The following is an 18730-nucleotide window of genomic DNA, read 5'->3' as shown; positions in this document are numbered from 1 at the left end:
CAACTGCTGCCAGCAGATGCTAGATGGAGTATTCCGGAGCTGCCCAGACAACAACTTCTGGGTGCTCGTAGAAGCGGTAGCCCTGGCCGCGTACGGTGCGCACGGTATTGGCCAGGCGTCCCAGCTTGGAACGCAGGCGACGGATATGCACGTCGATGGTGCGTTCGTTAGGGACTTCTTCGGCATTGCGCCACAGGTTTTCCAGCAGCTCTTCGCGGCCTACAGTGCGGGTACCGTTTTCCACGAGGAAGTTCAGCAGCTCGAATTCCTTGAAGGTCAGGTTCAGGGTTTCGCCATCCAGGTAGACTTCGCGGCGCGAGAGGTCGATCAGCACGCCAGATGGGCGCGGGGTGGATGGACGGGCTTCAGCGCGTGGCCGGCGGGAAATCGTCGGATCGCCCAAAGCCTGGCGAACTACATCGATGGGCTCACCCTGGGCGCTGGTTGGAGCCAGTGCCACGGCGGCATGGGTCTGCGCTTGCGGCGACAAGGTGGCCAGGAAGGCGCGGACCTGGGTGGCCAGCTTGCCCAGCGAGGTGCCCTGCGCCTGGGCGGCAGTTTCATCCAGGCCCACGTAGAGCACGAAGCCGCGTGCGGAGGTGTCGGCGCTTGGCTGGCCTGTTGACTGCACTGGAGTGCTAGCCGGCTGATGCGATGCATCACGTGTTTCATGAACATTGGAAACCGCGCGCAGCGGACGGTAACCCGCTGGTGCATAGCTGCCAGAAGCTGAACGCTGCGCAGCTGCTGCGCGGTTCTGCGCATTGCGAATTGAAACGTGGACGTATCCGGAACCAGCCGACATAATCTTTTCCTCTTTTAGTGCGAAGGCCAAGTGGTTTGGCGCTCATGCTTCGGGTTTTGCTTGCGCTGTTCGCGGCCTTCGTCCACGTTCAGCAGTTGGGTTTCCCGTCAATAACTCCCAAAATCGGATTACAAATCACTCATAATTCGGCTTGGAGGCCATGGACGCCGAGCATTCGTTGAGGACGATCTTGGGCAACTCGATGTTGGAATCCGAGGTGCTTTTACCGTCCTGCGCCGTACTCACACCTCTAGTTTCCTCGTAACATTGGCAACTTGCAAGTAACAATGAACACCTGCGTCCAAATAGTGAGACGAATGTTTCCAAACGTGACGCACAACACTTTAGACAATTCTAGGCTACCTAAGCGCTTAACTAAACAATATGGTCAACATACCAATAGAACTTCGTCATTATGTCCGGTCCATTCATAGGCCTGAATATTCATTCATCACTATGGTCCGTCCTCGCTTCAATCATTCGTCGTTCTTAGGGGTTGACCAAATTAACCACTATCGGTTCGGGTTTTCCCCGCATAAAATCGACTTATAGTCATAGCTGGCACACAGCAAAAACATATTCTCGGCCCATGGCAATAGGACAAGCTGATTAACATGAATGAATCACGATTCTCCCCTTCGCAATTGCCCCGGCTGACTCACCCTGATGGCACGGCAATCAAAGTTCTCGTGGTCGATGATGAACCTTCATTGGCGGAATTGGTCGCCATGGGAACCCGCATGCTCGGCTGGGAAGCCACGATGGCCCACGATGGGCCCGAAGCAGTAGCCACCGCTCGCTCCCTGGCGCCGGACGTACTGGTTCTCGACTGGATGCTGCCTGGGTTCGACGGCCCCGAGGTGCTGCGCAAGGTGCGCACCCACTTCCCTGAAATCCCCGTACTTTTCCTCACTGCCAAGGACGCGGTTGAAGACCGTATCGAGGGCCTGGGGGCCGGTGCAGACGACTACGTCGCCAAGCCCTTCAGCCTTGAAGAGGTCCTGATCCGATTGCACCGACTCGTGGAACGTTCCGGTGCGGCCACTGCGGATTCCGCTGAATTGGTGGTCGGCGATCTGGTGCTGAACATGGACTCGCACGACGTATCCCGCGCAGGCCGCGAAATTTCGCTGACCGCCACCGAATTCGACCTGCTCAGCTACCTGATGAACAACGCCCGCCGCGTGGTATCCAAGTCGCAGATCCTGGACAACGTCTGGCACTACGATTTCGACGGCCAGGCGAACATCGTCGAACTGTACATCTCGTACCTGCGCAAGAAGATTGACGTTGACGCAGAGCCGATGATCCACACCGTGCGTGGCGTTGGCTACGTGCTGAAGCCGGCTGCATGAGTTTCTTTTCCCCGAATACCAGGGTGAGCTCGCCGCACGCTCTGCAGCGCAAACTGCTGCTCATCCTGCTGACCTCGGTCACCGCCGTATCTGTCTTGCTCGGCCTGCTCTACAACGCGGGCATGCGCCAGACCTTGATGGACCAGCTCAACAGCCAGCTGCGGCTCACCACCGAACGCGCGCTGAATTATTCGCAGGGTGCACCAGCGGTGAACTCCCGGCTTGATGCCCCCGGCCAGTCCGCCGGCACGCTGACCGCTCGGTTCGTCGACAAATACGTCTTCAACGGCGGCGTGCTGGACGAACGCACCGGCGTGCTGAAGCAGCTGAGCCAGGAAGATGCCATCCCGATGGTGGATCTGGAGCTGAGCACGTTGCGTGCCGGCGGGCAGTTCAAGCCGGTACGTGCCCACCTGACTGTGGGCGACTATTACCTCGTCGCAGTCAAGGACTCTGGATCCAACGGCATCCTGATTGTCGGATTGCCCCTGCACAGCACCGATCTGGCGTTGCGCGGCATGGCCTGGCTGACGCTGTTCATCGCCTTGATCCTGATCGCTGGTGCGGGCCTGGCCGGTTCGTGGCTGATCTCCCGCTCGCTTGCCTCGCTGAAGCGCGTGGCCACCGTGGCTGCTTCGGTTGCCGCCGAAGAGCTTGATTCAGGGAAGGTGGACCTGACCCAGCGCGTCCCGGCGCAAGATGCAGTCCCCGGTACCGAGGTGGGCAATGTCGGCAATGCGCTGAACGCGATGATCAGCAACGTCTCCACCGCACTGACCGCCCGCGAGAAGTCCCAGGCCCAGATGCGCCAATTTGTCGCCGATGCCTCGCACGAACTGCGCACTCCGCTCTCGGCGATCCGCGGCTACACCGAGCTGCTCTCGGCCACTGAGCATTTCTCCCCGGACGGGCAGCGCTCGGTGGACCGCGTTCTGCAGCAAAGCAGCCGAATGAGCTCATTGGTTGAGAATCTGCTGCTCCTGGCTCGGCTGGATGAGGAGAATGCGTTCAAGCGCAGCGAAATTGACCTGTGCTCGCTGACATCGGATATCACCGAGGACTTCAAGCTCACCGCGAGCGACCACCATTGGGAGTTCGACTGCCAGGCGCCGCAGACCATTGTCAATGGCGACTCGGCCTCGCTTCGCCGGGTGATCACCAACCTCTTGGCCAACGCCCGCAAGCACACGACGGCCGGAAACACCGTCACCGTTTCGGTGGACCAAGACGAAGACACCGATGAAGCCATCATCCGGGTTCACGACACCGGTGAGGGCATTGCCCCGGAATTCCTGCCTCGGGTCTTCGAACGTTTCACCCGCGCCGACAAGGCGCGTTCTGGCTCCGATGGCACGACCGGGCTGGGCCTGCCGATCGCCAAGAGCATCGTCGAAGCCCACGGGGGCACCGTCACGGTCACCTCCCAGCCAGGAGATACCGTCTTCGAGGTCCGGCTTCCGTTGGATACGCCCGAAACTGGTGAAGAAACGCCGAAGGCTGCGGTGTAGTCACCGCAGCCTTCAGGCACATCGCTTAGCTGGAACTAGGCAATGGGCGGGGTCACGCCATACAAGCGGTCGCCGGCATCGCCCAGGCCTGGGATGATGTAGGACTTCTCGTCCAGCTTTTCGTCCATCGCTGCCAGCACGATGTGCACGCGATGATCGCCACCGTGGATTTCCTTCAGACGCTCGATGCCCTCAGGGGCAGCGATCAGGCAAATGCAGGTAACGGATTCTGCGCCGCGTTCGAAGATGAACTTGATGGCCTCGGCCAGGGTGCCGCCGGTGGCCAGCATCGGATCCAGCACGAACACTTGGCGGCCGGCCAAGTCATTTGGCACGCGGTCAGCGTAGGTGATGATGTCCAGGGTTGCCTCGTTGCGGGCCATGCCCAGGAAGCCGACCTCAGCGGTCGGAACCAGGCGGGTCATGCCTTCGAGCATGCCCAGGCCGGCGCGCAGGATGGGGACAACCAGCGGGGTCGGCTTGGCAATGGAGGTACCGGTGGTGGTGGCGACCGGGGTCTGCACCTCAACGTTTTCGGTTTTCACCTCGCGGGTTGCCTCATAAGCCAGCAGGGTGACCAGTTCGTCGGTCAGCTGGCGGAAAATCGAGGATGGGGTGTTCTTATCACGAAGAACCGAAACCTTGTGTGCCACCAGTGGGTGGTCGACTACCTGTACGCGCATAAGTAGAAATCTATCAGCACCGACTCAGGCAAATCGAGAGATATCCCCGATTTCCCGCCGTTAAGGCACTTTGGTGTGCCCAAGGAAACAGCAAACTTCAGTGCAGTGCGCAGTGCACCACACTCCGGGCGCCCGGCTACCGTCCCAAAACACGTAAAGTGAAAGCACTATGGTGCACGAATTTGATGCTTGGATGGACCTCGCCTTGGCTGAAGCGCGCGAAGCGCTGGCCACTGATGACGTACCCATCGGCGCCGTCATCCTCTCCCCCGAAGGCGAAGTCCTGGCCACCGGACGCAACGAGCGCGAGGCCATCAAGGACCCCACGGCGCATGCCGAGGTGGTCGCCATTCGCAATGCGGTCAAGGCCTTGGAAGCCAAGGGACAAGATGATGGCTGGCGCTTATCCGACTGCACCTTGGTGGTGACCCTTGAGCCCTGCGCCATGTGCGCAGGGGCAATAGTCCTTTCGCGCATTCCCAAATTGGTCTTCGGGGCCTGGGACGAGAAGGCCGGCGCGTGCGGCTCGGTCTTCGATATCGTCCGTGAACCGCGATTGAACCATTGGGTCGAGGTGTACTCGCGGGTCAAGGAAGAAGAATGCGGTGACCTGTTGCGTGAATTCTTCCGGAGCAAGCGCGGCTAGAACCCGACGTTGATGTGTTTCGGAACACTTCAGGCCAAAAACAGCGCTCTCGTTTTTGTTTTCGCCTGATGTTCGTTATAGAGTTATCAGGTCTGGTGACGTGTCCGAGCGGCCGAAGGTGCAACACTCGAAATGTTGTGTACGGTAACCCCGTACCGTGGGTTCAAATCCCACCGTCACCGCCAATGAAAACCCCTGGTCAGCCAGGGGTTTTCTTCTTTTAAAGATCTGACATGGTGCACTTATGGTGCATATTTCACCGGAGGGTAGTTACGACATACCCATCCTTCGTTGTGAACACGGCTACCACCGCCATGCAGGCCCGCACGCCTGCGACTGGGTGAACCACAACGAAGAATGACCATACTGGGCATCGCGCAAGCAGGACGAAAAAGATCTCTAGCCTCCCGCCGGCTGCCGCACCTGCTGCGCGCGCTTGCCCTCAGGAAGCCGGGCACAGAGAAAGATCCCCCTGCTGCTGTATGCGGCAAGGGGATCTCTTCGGGTTAGGCTCAGCGGATCTGGACATTGCTCGTCTCGGCTCATTCGACGAACGAGCCGGCGTTACCTACTATCGTGAAGTGCTGGTCTTCGAGTGGTGGCGGTAGTTGGTGAACGCCAGGATCAGCGCTGCTAGCAGCAGTACTCCGCCAACAGCCCATCCAACCACGGCGTAGTCGGTAAGCTGAGGGACCCGTGGCAGGTTGATCGCGGCTACCGCAAGGAACAGAAGCACCACTACGGTGCTCTTCCTGGCGGCAGACGAATTGCTAGGTTGCTTTGTCATTTGCCGTTTCCTTTCTCGTGCCTAGCTGGCACCGCTCAGGCACTGTCCTACGGATGCGCCAGCAACAGCGGTGAAACCAGCCACGCAGATGATGCAGCCTGTTCCCACGGTAACAGCACAGAACGCCGCACAGGTGGAGATGATCACGAGCGCCGCCATGGTGGAGATGCCCAGCGCGTTGAGGCACTTGATCACACCTTCGTTGCCAGCGGCCGCAACGCCCACCGACGAGCCTTCAGGAGACATGGCGCTCAAGGCTTTCGCAGCCTGAGCTTCAGCTTCGGGAGTATCTTCAACAGTCCACTGCTTGAGCAAACTCCCATCGACCCACTGCTTCACATCGGCAGTGCTGTCGCTGGTGTACGTGGCTTGAACCTGTGCGAAGCTCTGGACAACGTCTCCAGCAGCGTCAACGACGGCAACGGCGAAGGAGCCCTCGTCGTGGCCGTCCCCAGACGTAGCCGCTGCCACCATCAGCGAACTGGAGCCATTGATCCGGGCGACGTTTGCCTGCTTGATATCGACTGCTGCACCGTTTCGCAGCTGAGCATCGAAACTCGGTTCGGCAATTGCGATCGCCCGCTCGACAGCTGACTCCGAAAGCGGCTCGTTGTTTAGGAACGAACCTTCGGAAGCGTTGACCGGACTAGCAACCGCGAAGAGCATCGCCCAACCTGCAACCATCGCGATGATTGCTTTCGAGATCTTTTTCATGTTGACCACTTCCTATTTCTGGGCCTGGTCGATGCAATATCCTACCTGACCGCCCCATACGCCCGCGGCTGCGGCGATGCAACCCACGCAGCCGAGCCCAACAGTTCCTACGCAGACCGCCGCGCAGGCGATAGAGATGGCGGTAATAACCCAGCTAGGGATGCCCGCGTTGGCAAGGCAGTTGTTGAGCTTGTCCCAGAAACCGGCATATGTGGTTACGTTGTTTTCCGCGCCAGCTGTGGTCAATTGCTTGTCCATGGTCAGATTTCCGTCGACCCACATGCGGGCATGACCAGATACGTCGTCGCCAATGAAAGCCATCTCTGTGCGCTGCGCAACGTTGCCAGACTTATCAAGCAGCGCACCGACTGTGGCGAGCTGAACGCCGTCGCCAACGAGCGGGTAACTGACATACGATGTCCCGTCGGACATCGACCATGCCTGAACGCCTGAACGATCGACCTTCAGGCCTGAGATCGACTCCGTTGGAAGATCAGCGCTGTTGGCCAACTGAACAGCCTCGGACTTTGGCAGACTCTCGGCATTCTCGCCAAAGCTGGCAATGCTGGTCACGGCCGGAGACGAAGCGGCCGCCGCTGGCTTCGTCAAAGCCGTACTCAGGCTCAGGACCAGAGAAGCGATTGCCACGAACGCGATCGCAAGGTACGTGACCCCGGAGCGGAATTGTTGTCTTGATGTTGGGATTGGAATGCAGTGGTCGTCATTTGACCGGACCACAATCGAGTGAAGTTTAAGCTTCACCACTATCACCTTTTGAATGAATCGAAATCTACATCCTCGTAAAGATCGGCGCATCATCTGCCGTGCCAAGCGGGGGTCGACCGAAATCGAGCCTCCGCAACAAAAGTCCTCGGTCTGGATCGAATTGCCTCAGATACGAGCACGTTTAATAATCACCATTAAATAAGAACGGCGTAAATACTACTTAAGTAGGAGGGGCGAACCCGGGCAACGCCAAGACCGGATGGTTCACCGGAGCCGTGAAGCGAGCCCAGGCGTCCGACAAGTCGTTCCGCAGGGTCACGCCCCACGACCTGCGGCACACGGCGGCATCGCTGGCAATCAGCGCCGGGGCCAACGTCAAGGTGGTACAGCGCATGCTCGGCCACAAGTCGGCCAAGGTCACGTTGGACACCTACGCGGCACTGTTCCCCGACGACCTCGACAACGTGGTCGAAGCCCTCAGCAAGCAGCGCGCCGAACAGCTCTAACGGTGGTGCACTGTGGTGCATTTTGGTGCAGGAATACCTGTGGGACGTGGTGCGCACCTGTGAGCCAATGAGCCCAGATGCCAGTAAACACAAGGGATATTCGGGAGCTAGCAGTAATGGCGCGGATAGGATAATGGGTTCAAATCCCACCGTCACCGCGTTGAATAGCCCCGGAATCCTTGTGATTCCGGGGTTTTTCTTATCTCAAATCGGCTTGTTGCCTTAAACTCCGGATCTGTTGCATTAAAGATAGAACAACCGGGTTAAAGGTAGAAGTGGCGACGGTACAACGACGAGAGCTAAAGCACGGTTACAGTTATCGAGTCGTTTGGCGGGAACCGGATGGAACTCTCCAACAACGTACATACAACAATGACGAAGACAAGGCGAAAGATCGCAGTCGCAGTTTCGCTTGCACTTACGGATCACCAAACTGACGGCATCCATGACCGTCGTTCTCATACTAGCTGAATCCAAACAGCTAGTGTCCGCGTTCCAAGCTGGCGGTGGTCCCGGAGCCTACTACAACACCGGAACCACCGATAGGGGTTCCCAGCTACAGTTGCTGCCAACAAACGGTAAGCAAGAAGGCAAACAAACGGTGCAACCGATCACAGCGGACCCTTCCCGGTGCATTGGGTCAGGCCGCCTATCAATCACCCTAGCGTCGAGCGAGGTGTAGGCAAAGAGGCTGGTCTGATTCATTGGGAATCCACAACAGATTCAAATCCCGACCCGTACTGGGGAGTGCGGCCTTGTTGCTCGTGAGAATCCACCCGCGTGTTGTCACTTAAACTAATCCAGCCCTCGCTGATTCGATCATCAACGAGGGCTGGTTGCGAGTTTTGCGCTGGGCGATGGATCCCCATCCATCTCCCCAAAGACTTCCGATTCCCCAAAAACGTTAGTCCGGCGTGAAACCTATGCACAGAATACTTCGTCAAGCCCATAACGCCTAGAGAATTTTTGGAATTGGGAAAAGTTTTTATTTTATCCCCGCCCACTTCACCTTTCACTCTCCTGCAACTACAGTAGCTATTGGCCTAGGCCAATTACGAAAAGTCACCAGTCAGGCATTGAGTTCGTTTCCCCAAGAGCGGCCTCACGCTGGTGAAACCCGTCAGCGTCCCCCAAGTGCTGGCGGGTTGCCTGCCTTAATACGGAAAACCGCCCCATTTTTGTAGACTGCTCCCCGGAAGTAGTACTGGTTTCCCTATCCAAATTCTGGGGAGCAGTCCACAATGGTTCCCGGGGGTTCGCTCTACCTAGAGCTAGTTCGCGAAGGTATCGGTGAGCTTGCCCTTGGCATCCCACAGCGCCAGCGAGTCGCCCCCGTTGTTCAGGATTCCCGGTCCGTCCACGTAGTAGGCTTCTTCGCTGTTGGTACCCGGACCCGAGTACACGCGCAGCTGATCTCCTGTCTCCAGCTCGTATCCTTCTCCAATTTCCAGGATGTTGTTAGCGGCATCGCGAATGATGTAGCCGCTGACATCGATGGTGCGCTTTCCGGTGTTCTCCAGGATCACGTGCTCGCCATTTTCCGGGGCGATGTCATCTCCCGGCACGTCATTGATCGCGTTGGCAATCACCACGCCATTGTTGGCAGGGAAATCTTTCTGGCCAGCGATGTGGCGGTTCACCTGTGCTGGGAAGTCGCCGGTGATTCGCTCAACACCCAGGGCCAGTGCAGCATCGGCTGCTTCGACGGCGTTGACGGTGTAGACGCCCAGGCCCAAGCCTGCGTCCTTCACGCGCTGCGCACCGGCGGCGTCAAGGGTGCGGTAGCTAGTGCCGAAAGAATCCGCGTAGGTCGCGTAGGTTGCCAGTTCCGCGGCAGAAGGCACGGTTCCGGTCAGCTGCTGCAGTGGTACTTCAGGTGCCAGTTGGGCAAAGATCTGGTTGGATGCTGCGTCGAAGCTAAGGACCTCGATCTTGTTGGCCTCTGCCAGTGCCTTCCATTCAGGATCCTCAGCCAGCGCGTCGGCTACCAGCTTCTCCACGCCAGGGGACTTGGCTGGATCCTTGATTTCGATGAATACTCCCGTGCCACCGGTCAGTGCACCTGGAACCTCATCGAAATGGGGAATTTTCGTTCCCTCGAACTCGTCTGAGAAGTAGGAACCGGCATCGAGCTGCTGCAGTTCTTCCCAGGTAAATGACGTGATGGGGTCATTGACGCGGTCAGGGAAGACCTCTGCCACGTTCGTGGTGCGGGAGGGCGTACCGTCGTGGAAGATGAACGGTACTCCGTCCTTGGACAGCTGCACATCAATTTCGATGAATTCGGCGCCGGACTGGCTGCCTGCCTTGATGGCAGCCAAGGTGTTCTCCGGTGCCACGCCTGCTGCTCCGCGGTGGCCGATGATCAGTGGATCAGATCCAGTCGGTTCGATCTGAGCAGCCACGGCGGGAGCTGCCAGGGTGACGGCCAAAGCCAGAGTTGCCGTGCCAAGGGTGATATTGCGCAGTTTCATGGAGCACTTCCGTCGGTGTCATTGGTGTACACCGGCCATGTTTCCGCGCGCTGATGACTGCGACCCCACACTGAGCTGAATCAGAGATTAAGCTTTTCTACTCAATCTCATGCGTGCTGAACTGGGTTTCCAGATTCGTCCCGTTCAATTCAAGGTAGATTTGCCCCTCGGTCACCGAGACGGACATGGTGTTGCGGCGGGTCAATGCTTGGGCCGCTGCATCAATGAATTTGGGGTCGAAGGAGCGCACCATGATCTCCTTCGACTGGTGGATCGTTTTGCCGCGCCAAGAAGCCAGAAGCTTGGCAGGATCGCGGTGCGTGTAGACGGCGGTGCGGTCTGCCCGCTTGCTGCCCAAATGCAGGCGTTGGGCATCAGGGGCGCCCACTTCAATCCACGCGGTGATGAGTCCGGTCAGGTCCTTGACCAAAATGGCTGGCTCTTCCCCGGTGGAAACGCCTCCGGCCGAGAAGGCGATGCCTTCTTCATATTCGAGGCAGTAGGCCAGCACACGGGTGACCATGTAGGCATCGGTTTCTGACGGATGCTGCGCAACACGGAGCGAAAGATCCTCGTAAACCCCGCGATCTACATCAGCAAGTTGAACTTCAAAGGTGTGCATAGTCGCGCCGATAGCCATAGTTCTCGAGTTTACCGTGAACGCCACGGCTCCATCGACGAGAGGTACGTGGGCTAAGCCTTCGCCTCGCGATTTCGAACCACGAAGAATCCCGCCAGCGATGACAAGCTGGCCACGGCCGCAAAGATGCCAACCATCGGATTTCCGCTAAAGGAAAGTACCGAAAACGCAGCAAAAAGAATGGCAGAAACAACGAACAGGGTCTTCATAACTAAATCCTATTTGATACAGCTCACGGATAAAAGATTTATTCAGCGGGTGACAGCTTTCCGCTCACCCCCTTGGCCACGGGCAAAAGAGTTCAACAGTATTGGGCATGCAGCTACCGGAACTACGCTCAGTATCATCTGGCAGCCCACTTTGCACTATCCACCGTCGAGGATCGAAAGGCCCCGTACGAGGTGCGCGCATACCGCGTGGTGCGCTTATCCCAAGCACACGGACCGGCTGCCGACGCCATGGTTCCCCCTTGGGCTTCACGTCCCGCCGGCATGGTCTTCTTTAAAGCCCACCGGCCACCTGCTGGAGATCCGGCGCCGGAGAGTTGCTGGATAATCTTTCGCCCGTGGCAACGCTGGGCGCACGTGTACGATTCTGGGGTGAAGACTGTGCATTGGCCGCTGGCCGGATTCAAGTGGGACGCCGTATCCGCTGCGGTGCTCATCGGCTTGTCATTCGTCCCCGGGGTGGCACGGCAGGGCCTTGAGATGGCGGACTCCCCCGATCACCCGCTGAATCTGCTTGGCATAGCGCTCATCGTGCTCCAGGGCGGCTCGGTGGCGGTACTGCGCCGCTGGCCGCATTGGTCTTTGGCCCTCGCCTTTTCGTCGTTTGCCGCTTACCAATTGCTCGGGTTCCCCACCACGTTCGCGGCGCTCGGCCTGCTGGTGGCCCTGGTAGGCGCCGGCGCGCTGGCGCAACGGCACCGGCCGCTGACCGTATCGCTGCTCCTAGCCGGCTACGTCCTGCTTGTCGCGGCCCTGATTCGGATTGACCCCACGCTCACGGTACCCGACGCCTTCGCCTTCGGAGCGATGCTGGCGGCGCTGTGGATCTTCGGTTCCTGGCTTCGCTCGCAGTCCGCGATGCGCCGGCGCCACGCCGAAATGCTGGAAAGGGAGATCATCCTGGCCGAGCGGACGCGCATCGCGCACGAGCTGCACGATGTGGTCACGCACCATGTCACGGCGATGGTGGTGCAGGCCGAGGCCGGAGGGTTCCACCCGCAGCTCGATGCCAAGACGCAGCAGCTGCTGGCTTCCATCGCCGACGGGGGCCGGAAAACGCTGGCGGACTTGCGCAGCCTGCTCGGGGCACTGGACGGGAAAGCGGAAAAGTCGCGTGTACCCGCCGAGCAGCAGGCCGCCGAGGTCATCGCCCGGGCACGGGCTTCCGGCCAGAATGTGGAATTCGCGGAGCAAGGCGAGCCCTACCCGCTCACCGGGGCTACGGGACTGGTGGTTGTCCGGGTAGTCCAGGAAAGCCTGACCAACGCGCTGAAGCATGCGCTCGATGGCGCCGCAACGGTAGGCATCAGCTACGGCAAGGATGAGATCATGGTCGAGGTGGCCAGTTCCGGCCGCCGTGCCAGGGGCTCGGCATCGAACTCTGGAGGCCGGGGGATCATCGGGATGCGAGAACGCGTGGAACTGGCCGGTGGCCAATTGCAGGTCGAACAGCTCGCTGAGCAGTTCGTGGTCAAAGCGAGGATCCCTCGATGACCTCCACTCCAGCGAACACGCCAATCCGCGTGGTCATCTGCGATGACCACGAACTTGTGCGCACCGGATTTTCCACCATCATCAACGCCCAACCCGATCTCGTGGTTGTCGGCGAGGCGGCGGACGGAGAGGAAGCGGTACGAGTCACCCGCCGTGAGCGCCCGGATGTCGTGGTGATGGATATCCGCATGCCGCTGCTGGACGGAATCGAAGCGACCCGGAGAATTGCCGGGCCGCAGGCCTCCGACGCGGCGCGAGTCCTGGTGGTGACGACCTTTTCCCTGGACGGCCTGGTGTATGACGCACTGCGCGCCGGCGCGAGCGGCTTCCTGCTCAAGGATGCCCGGCCCGCGGAACTGGCCGCGGCCATCCGGAGCATTGCCGTCGGTGACTCGCTTATCGCCCCGGCGCTGACCCGCTCCTTGATCGGACGCTTCGGCGACCGGCTGCGGCCCTCGGCAAAGGACGCCGCCATCTTCGAGGCGCTGACCGCGCGCGAACGCGAAGTGCTGCAGCTGATCGCCGAAGGCCTGTCCAACGCGGAGATCGCAGCGCAACTGGTGATCAGTCCCGAAACGGTGAAAACCTATGTGTCTCGCATCTTGTCGAAGCTGCAGGTGCGCGACCGGGTGCAAGCTGTCGTGCTCGCCCACAAAACGGGATTCGCCGACTGGTCCTGACGCGCCGGTCCCCCGAACGGGGGATCCCAAGTGCCTGCCCGCGGGTGATTTGCCCCGCGCCCCAACGCCGTAGCGTCTTGTTCACACCCACTATCGGGTAGCGAACAAGGAGCAAGAATGACAGAAGCTACGCAGAAATCGCCCTCCCTCAGGCATAAAACCTGGATCTCCACAACCCTGATGGTCACTGGAATGGCCATCGCAATGCTGATGGCCAATGCCCTGGCCGCGTGGCCGCGCAATCCGGTGGCAGCCTTGATCATCGGACCCATCCTGGCCGTGGCAATGATCGGCCTGTTCAGCATTGCGGGACAACGAGTCGAACGCCGCAAGGCAGAAGAATTCCCGAGGCGCAACGCCGTCCGCCATGTGCTGGTCGGAACGGGGCTCGGGGTGCTGATGTCCGGGGCCACAGTGGGCCTCCTTGCCCTCTTCGGCGCGTACACGATCACCGGCTGGGGCTCCGTTTCCGGAATGCTGGCCGTCGCCGGAATGATGTGCGCGGTTGCGGTGTCGGAGGAAGTGTTCTTCCGCGGCGTGGTCTTCCGCCTGCTGCGTGGCCGTTGGGGTACCACGGTGGCGCTGAGCGTCTCGTCAACCCTCTTCGGGCTCGTCCACCTGGTGAATCCGGACGCGTCGCTGTGGGGTGCCTTCGCCATCATGATCGAAGCTGGAATCATGCTCGGCGCCGCCTACCTTGCCACCGGATCGCTTTGGCTGGCGATCGGCGTGCACTTCGGCTGGAACTTCGCGACCACCGGCCTTTTCGGCTCGGTCACCTCGGGATCCGAGGCGCGCGATTCGCTGGTCACCGCAGTGATCAGCGGACCGGACTGGCTGTCCGGAGGAGCCTTTGGACCCGAAGCCAGCATCGTGGCAATCGTGGTCTGCTCGGTGGCAACCCTCGTGTTCTTCGCAGTCGCCCGTCGCCGTGCCGCAACCGTCTGAAGATTCCCGGCCTGCACCCCAATGCGCGTCACGCATTCGGGCTGCAGCCGAGAATCCACCCGTACAGCTCAAGCTGGCTCGGGACAGCCTGAGGACTACTTGCGCTCGGGATTTTGCGGATCAAACACCGTTTGCGACAGCGGCGCATAGGCGTACCAACCAGGATGCTCCCCACGCAGAGCCCTTTCCCGGGCTTCGGCAACGTCCGCTTGGAACTGGTTGTTTTCCACGACAAAAGCCTCGAAAGCTTCGGCAGCCTGCGGATTCTGAGCTGTACCGCTCGCCTGGAAGCTGCGCGCAGGGCAGTCATCGTCTTGAGCGCTCAAATCGATGATGAACTTGTTGCCGAGTTCATCGGCTACACGCTGTGCCAGCAGTAATCCTTGGGCATAGAACTCGCGACCGAGCTCCGCTGAGTTCCATTCGTAGTCACGGTCCAGGCCTTCATAGAAGAGCTCTTCCCATCCGGCAAGATCGGCTGCCAGTTCGGGCGACAGCCCTGCCGCGTCATAGGGAACCGGGTCTGGAAACCATAAAACTGTATCCGCATGGTCCGGAAACATTCGGACCGTGCGGGACTCGGATTCGTCCATGGAACTGTTCATGGATAGATCATACCGATGACGATGCGGCGTTCCTGCTCAGCTGAGGACAGGGTTCGACTCGTCGCTGAGTTTCCCGAGCATGGCACCGAGCCCGGCTGCCAGGACGTGCGCCTGTGCCAGTGGTAGCCACCAGCATTCCCAGGACTCGGGTGTGCCGCCATGCGAGGGATCTTGTTCACCGGCTATCCAACGCCGTGAAAGATCTTGCCGGGGAACACTGAGTTCGAAGAAGTGCCGGTTAGCAATTTCGTCTCTCATGGGCCGTAAGTCATAGGCCATCGTTCCAAGGTCTCGTGTAACGAAGCCTTCTATTCCAGTCTCCTCGAAGAGCTCACGTACGGCCGCTCGACCGGGGGTTTCACCCGGCTGGAGGGTTCCAGCCGGCACTTGGACTCCGGTGACATGCATAGGGTGCTGCAAATGCGTGAAGACCAGCAGGTGATCGTCTTGGACGACGTAGCAAACTGCTTTTTCTATCACGCTCGGCATTGCTTGATAATACCAACAGCAGCGGCTGGCCTGGCCGGGAGCACAGTCCGTTCCTCATCGGTTTCGCGCCAGGAGCCATGCATTCGGCATCGGGCATTGCCGCTAGCGCTAGGTCGATGTTGGGTTTGAGCTGCACGTGGTTCCCCACCATTGCAGCCGCTCAATCGACGAACTGAAGTGCCGGGGAGTCACAGGTCCCTTATTTCAAAATGTCCAGCAGGGTTCTGGTTCGGGGATCTCCGCCGCAAGCCTGCCGGACGACAGAATCAACACGCCGGAAGAACTAGGCGTTCTCGGCTAGCTTTTTCATCTGCAAGCGTTGTTCTTCCCACTGGTCGGCAGTGAGCTCTGGCAAGTTAGGTGCCGATGGCCGTAGACCGACGAAACCGTCCAGCTGCTCCCGGACGATATCCAAGTGCCCGGCATGCCGGTGCGACTCTGCGATCATATGCACCAGGAGCCGTTCCACCGTGGTGTGCCGATGCTTTCCCCACCATGGCACTACAGCCGGTGAACCCAGCTCCAGCTCGTCAAGCACTCCATCGGCTGCGGCAATCGCTTCCTTGTAGAACATGACTGCATCATTCAGAGTCATCCCCGGTGGCGGGAGGAAGTCTGCTTGCGCTTCATCGGAATCGAAGATGCTCCGGATAATCGGATTCTGAATTTCGCGGCCCAGGCATTCGATGAAATACCCGGATTCGGTGACGGCCAGGTGGAGCAGCAGCCCCATGGCGTGGGTACCTGTCGAGGTCATGGGCGTTCGCGCTTGGGCATCGCTCAGGCCTTCGCATTTCCACAAGATGGCTTCGCGGGCATCGTTGAGATATTCGCGCAGCAGCGCGCCGCGGTTACTTTTATCAATTGGCATGAGCCGAGTCTAATGCCGCGATGGAAACAGGAAAATAGGCCGCTGCAGGACGGTGCACAGCAGTGACCGCTCGCTCCGACGCCTAGGTAACAAGCCCGAGCATCAAGGTGACGTTCGCAGGACGGTTTCAGGGAAATCCGGCTACTTGCAAGATCGAAAGGTGGGGACATTACGCCATTATTCAGTCCGGCCTCGGGTGCAGGTCCAAGGAGAGCCGTGGTTTCCCCCGTAACGGCGGCTACAGGTTGCACGCGCAAACGCAGAATACGAATAGGAGTACATCCCGTATGTGCAGCATTCGCAGCTCCCGGGACAGGATGGATATCGCCTTGCCGGGTCAGTTGCCGTCAGCTGGCCCAATCACCGGTGCCAAGCCTTCCTTGGCCGTTGGGCCGCTTCCGCGCCAGCGTTGTTCAGCACGCGCACCCCACCACGTGGCCCCCAGGAGTACAGCGGCGCCCGCATATCCGAGTGCGCCTATCGGATCTGAGGCCAGGAGCACTCCTGCCAGCAGTGCCCATCCTGGTTCTGTGCCAAGAAGCATGCCCGCACGTGACGCCGAGGTGTGCTTAGTGGCCCACAGCTGCCCGAGAAAAGCGAAGATGGTGCAGCCCAGGCACAGATAGGCGATGGTGAGCCAATTTTCGATGCTGAAACCCGGAAGATGCTCCAGCAACGAATTGCCACCCCACGCGGCGAATATCGCAGCTCCGAACACTATCTCGACCGTGGTTAGTCCCAGCACATCAGCGTTCCTGCCAATGGTAAACCGTGCCTCGGCAACTCCGAGCAGGGCCCGGGTTACCGCCGCAAGGAGCATCAAGCCATCGCCCAGATTGGCCCCGGAGAATCCCTGCCCATCCACGAGCAGCGTAATCCCGAATAGTGCAAGAATAACGCTGGAGACCAGAGATGGGGAAAGCCGTCTTCTCGTGAGTGCGGATTCGAGCAACGGTGTGAAGAGAATGGAAAGAGCAATGATAAGTCCGGCATTGGTGGCACTTGTGAGCGTGACACCAATGGTTTCCAAAGCGATAGTCGCCGCTCGCATGGTCCCGAGCAGGACTCCGGGCAAAGTCGAGTCCCGGAGCCGCATGTTGGAGCGGGCGAGATTCACGCAGAGCAAGATTGCCGCTGCGGGCAGGAAACGTGCGCACATCACCGCGGCAGCAGACGAGGCCATCGCGAGATCTTGGGTTGCCAGGTAGCTGCCACCCCACATTATTGCGATGATCATCAGGATTATATCGGGAAGAAAGCGATGGGCTACACGAGGATTTTCTGGCATGCTTTCACTTTAGGAAGGCAAACCATGCAGAACAACGGCCAGTGTCTTCACGATCCCGTAAGCTAAGCTTCATGGAAGTGCATCACCTGCGAACCCTGCGCGAGCTCAGGGACCGGGGCTCAGTAACTGCAGTAGCCCAGGCTCTGCACCTTTCGCCGTCTGCCGTATCCCAGCAGCTTGCAGCGCTGCAACGCGGGATGCCAGTTGCCCTGACCGAGCCGCGCGGCCGCGTGCTGGTGCTCACCCCCGCCGGGGAGCGGTTGGCCGCCGCCGGCGGAGAAGTATTGGAGTCTCTCGCACGCGCAGAGAATTCCGTCTTCGAATACCTGCTGGCCCGTCAAGAGCCCGTTTCGGTCACCGCTTTCCACAGTGCCGGACTGGCCTGGTTTCCGCCGCTCATCGCCAGCAGCCTGAGTGATCCAGACGGCCCCATGGTGCATTGCCGGGACGAAGACGTGTCTATCAACGGGTTCGTCGATCTGGTCGGGAACCATGATCTGGTCATCGCCCACCGCCCGCTGGCCTCAGCTGCATGGCCGGGCAACAGGGTGCACGTCACGCCCGTCCTGCAAGAGCCGATCGACGTGGCACTCCACCGGGAACACCCGTTAGCGCAGCAGGAAACGGTGCGCTTGGCCGATTTGGTGGGCGAAACCTGGGTCGCAGCACACGAGGGATTCGCACTGGAACCGTTGCTGGTCCAAGCGATGTTTGCCAGTGCCGGAAACCCGATTCAGATCGCGCATCGCGTCAATGAGTTCAACCTGGTGGCGGCGATCATCGCCGAAACCCGCATGCTTGGGTTGCTGCCTCGATATACGGGGCTGACCCCATATTTCCGCGAGCACGTAGTGCTGCGTCCCCTGGCAGACCTCTCCCTCGGCCGCCATATCGACATCTTGACCAGGCCCGAAGCACGGACTCGGGTGAGCACACGCACCGTGATTGACCGGATCATCAAGATTGCCGACCGGACCCGCCGCCACGCGGAAGAAGCGTTGCCGAAAGGCCACTAGCGTTGCTGCAAGCAAATGGCGCATTCTGGTCGTCTGCTCGTCCTGCGAGAAAATCGCGACCAGGAATCGGGCGATTACTGAATCCCGGGTATTCAAATTATCGAAGCTTCCTTGATTCCCTGCCTAAGTCAGGGCTCGGCGAAAAGGCGCACGCCCCGAAGCACTCCCAGGATCTGTAATTAGCGGTCAGTCCGGCAACAAATCGAAAAGGGCCACTCTTCAATTCGCTCCAACCTTGCGCACCATTTCACTGGTATTGCACTGCGGT

General features: G+C 59.6%; 19 protein-coding genes, 1 tRNA gene and 1 pseudogene. 9 read left to right on the top strand and 12 right to left on the bottom strand.

The annotated features are described in order from the left end of the window. Nucleotides 1-19: 19 nt before the first annotated feature. Nucleotides 20-805, bottom strand: coding sequence for a winged helix-turn-helix domain-containing protein (locus ACNPM8_RS09725; protein WP_105658819.1), 786 nt, complete (start codon nucleotides 803-805; stop codon nucleotides 20-22). A gap of 614 nt (nucleotides 806-1419) precedes the next feature. Between ACNPM8_RS09725 and ACNPM8_RS09720 the strand changes: the two genes are divergently transcribed. Both ACNPM8_RS09720 and ACNPM8_RS09715 read left to right on the top strand, forming a co-directional pair. Continuing rightward, complete coding sequence (locus ACNPM8_RS09720; RefSeq protein ID WP_105658820.1) at nucleotides 1420-2160, top strand: response regulator transcription factor; 741 nt, start codon at nucleotides 1420-1422, stop codon at nucleotides 2158-2160. A 23-nt stretch (nucleotides 2161-2183) separates the two neighbouring features. After that, nucleotides 2184-3668 carry a sensor histidine kinase gene (locus ACNPM8_RS09715; protein ID WP_286172350.1) on the top strand — a complete coding sequence of 495 codons (1485 nt, stop codon included), beginning with the start codon at nucleotides 2184-2186 and terminating at the stop codon, nucleotides 3666-3668. Between the two features lie 35 nt (nucleotides 3669-3703). Here the strand turns inward: ACNPM8_RS09715 and upp are convergent, their stop codons facing one another. Beyond that, nucleotides 3704-4351, bottom strand: coding sequence for a uracil phosphoribosyltransferase (upp, locus tag ACNPM8_RS09710; RefSeq protein ID WP_105658822.1), 648 nt, complete (start codon nucleotides 4349-4351; stop codon nucleotides 3704-3706). Nucleotides 4352-4520: 169 nt separating this feature from the next. Here upp and tadA point away from each other — a divergent pair, with 169 nt between their 5' ends. Together tadA and ACNPM8_RS09700 are read left to right on the top strand one after the other, a co-directional pair. Then, the gene (gene tadA, locus ACNPM8_RS09705; protein ID WP_105658823.1) at nucleotides 4521-4997 is read left to right on the top strand and encodes a tRNA adenosine(34) deaminase TadA; all 477 of its coding nucleotides are present in this window, start codon (nucleotides 4521-4523) and stop codon (nucleotides 4995-4997) included. A 94-nt stretch (nucleotides 4998-5091) separates the two neighbouring features. Continuing rightward, a tRNA-Ser gene (locus tag ACNPM8_RS09700) sits at nucleotides 5092-5182 on the top strand. Nucleotides 5183-5568: 386 nt separating this feature from the next. On the opposite strand, the gene ACNPM8_RS09695 is transcribed toward ACNPM8_RS09700, so the two are convergent. Genes ACNPM8_RS09695 through ACNPM8_RS09685 form a run of 3 tightly spaced genes read right to left on the bottom strand, consistent with a single transcriptional unit; the run spans nucleotide 5569 to nucleotide 7260 of the window. Next, entirely contained in the window at nucleotides 5569-5784 is a 216-nt protein-coding gene (locus ACNPM8_RS09695; RefSeq protein WP_133835086.1) for a hypothetical protein, read from the bottom strand. A 21-nt stretch (nucleotides 5785-5805) separates the two neighbouring features. Then, nucleotides 5806-6498, bottom strand: a complete 693-nt coding sequence (locus tag ACNPM8_RS09690) for a hypothetical protein (RefSeq protein ID WP_448939756.1) — start codon at nucleotides 6496-6498, stop codon at nucleotides 5806-5808. Between the two features lie 12 nt (nucleotides 6499-6510). Next, entirely contained in the window at nucleotides 6511-7260 is a 750-nt protein-coding gene (locus ACNPM8_RS09685) for a hypothetical protein (protein WP_448939755.1), read from the bottom strand. A 221-nt stretch (nucleotides 7261-7481) separates the two neighbouring features. Between ACNPM8_RS09685 and ACNPM8_RS09680 the strand changes: the two are divergent. Beyond that, nucleotides 7482-7730 (top strand): annotated as a pseudogene (locus ACNPM8_RS09680) (tyrosine-type recombinase/integrase); the annotation flags it as partial. A 1271-nt stretch (nucleotides 7731-9001) separates the two neighbouring features. Here the strand turns inward: ACNPM8_RS09680 and ACNPM8_RS09675 are convergent. From ACNPM8_RS09675 to ACNPM8_RS09665, 3 genes are all read right to left on the bottom strand, one after another. Beyond that, nucleotides 9002-10204: a glycerophosphodiester phosphodiesterase family protein gene (locus ACNPM8_RS09675; RefSeq protein ID WP_105662481.1), complete on the bottom strand. Its 1203-nt coding sequence runs from the start codon at nucleotides 10202-10204 to the stop codon at nucleotides 9002-9004. Between the two features lie 97 nt (nucleotides 10205-10301). Then, on the bottom strand, nucleotides 10302-10844 hold the full coding sequence (locus ACNPM8_RS09670; RefSeq protein WP_448939776.1) for a YaeQ family protein: 543 nt from the start codon (nucleotides 10842-10844) through the stop codon (nucleotides 10302-10304). Nucleotides 10845-10897: 53 nt separating this feature from the next. After that, the gene (locus ACNPM8_RS09665) at nucleotides 10898-11053 is read right to left on the bottom strand and encodes a hypothetical protein (RefSeq protein WP_332489278.1); all 156 of its coding nucleotides are present in this window, start codon (nucleotides 11051-11053) and stop codon (nucleotides 10898-10900) included. 390 nt (nucleotides 11054-11443) lie between these two features. On the opposite strand from ACNPM8_RS09665, the gene ACNPM8_RS09660 reads away from it, so the two are divergent. The 3 genes from ACNPM8_RS09660 to ACNPM8_RS09650 all read left to right on the top strand — a co-directional run bounded on the left by ACNPM8_RS09660 (nucleotide 11444) and on the right by ACNPM8_RS09650 (nucleotide 14193). After that, complete coding sequence (locus tag ACNPM8_RS09660) at nucleotides 11444-12565, top strand: histidine kinase (RefSeq protein WP_448939754.1); 1122 nt, start codon at nucleotides 11444-11446, stop codon at nucleotides 12563-12565. Next, nucleotides 12562-13245: a response regulator gene (locus ACNPM8_RS09655; RefSeq protein ID WP_448939753.1), complete on the top strand. Its 684-nt coding sequence runs from the start codon at nucleotides 12562-12564 to the stop codon at nucleotides 13243-13245. Before ACNPM8_RS09660 ends, ACNPM8_RS09655 begins: the two co-directional genes overlap by 4 nt. Before the next feature lie 117 nt (nucleotides 13246-13362). Continuing rightward, complete coding sequence (locus ACNPM8_RS09650) at nucleotides 13363-14193, top strand: CPBP family intramembrane glutamic endopeptidase (RefSeq protein WP_448939752.1); 831 nt, start codon at nucleotides 13363-13365, stop codon at nucleotides 14191-14193. A gap of 95 nt (nucleotides 14194-14288) precedes the next feature. On the opposite strand, the gene ACNPM8_RS09645 is transcribed toward ACNPM8_RS09650, so the two are convergent. From ACNPM8_RS09645 to ACNPM8_RS09630, 4 genes are all read right to left on the bottom strand, one after another. Beyond that, the gene (locus ACNPM8_RS09645; protein ID WP_332727684.1) at nucleotides 14289-14798 is read right to left on the bottom strand and encodes a hypothetical protein; all 510 of its coding nucleotides are present in this window, start codon (nucleotides 14796-14798) and stop codon (nucleotides 14289-14291) included. A gap of 36 nt (nucleotides 14799-14834) precedes the next feature. Then, the gene (locus tag ACNPM8_RS09640) at nucleotides 14835-15287 is read right to left on the bottom strand and encodes an NUDIX domain-containing protein (protein ID WP_332503186.1); all 453 of its coding nucleotides are present in this window, start codon (nucleotides 15285-15287) and stop codon (nucleotides 14835-14837) included. Nucleotides 15288-15570: 283 nt separating this feature from the next. After that, nucleotides 15571-16158 carry a DinB family protein gene (locus tag ACNPM8_RS09635; protein WP_448939751.1) on the bottom strand — a complete coding sequence of 196 codons (588 nt, stop codon included), beginning with the start codon at nucleotides 16156-16158 and terminating at the stop codon, nucleotides 15571-15573. Nucleotides 16159-16495: 337 nt separating this feature from the next. After that, nucleotides 16496-17395 carry a DMT family transporter gene (locus ACNPM8_RS09630; RefSeq protein ID WP_448939750.1) on the bottom strand — a complete coding sequence of 300 codons (900 nt, stop codon included), beginning with the start codon at nucleotides 17393-17395 and terminating at the stop codon, nucleotides 16496-16498. A gap of 122 nt (nucleotides 17396-17517) precedes the next feature. On the opposite strand from ACNPM8_RS09630, the gene ACNPM8_RS09625 reads away from it, so the two are divergent. Further along, nucleotides 17518-18462, top strand: a complete 945-nt coding sequence (locus tag ACNPM8_RS09625) for a LysR family transcriptional regulator (protein ID WP_448939749.1) — start codon at nucleotides 17518-17520, stop codon at nucleotides 18460-18462. Nucleotides 18463-18730 lie beyond the last annotated feature (268 nt).

The organism is Glutamicibacter sp. AGC46 (assembly GCF_053543715.1).
Note: the sequence above shows the minus strand (reverse complement) of the source record. Positions and strands in the feature narration are given on the sequence as shown.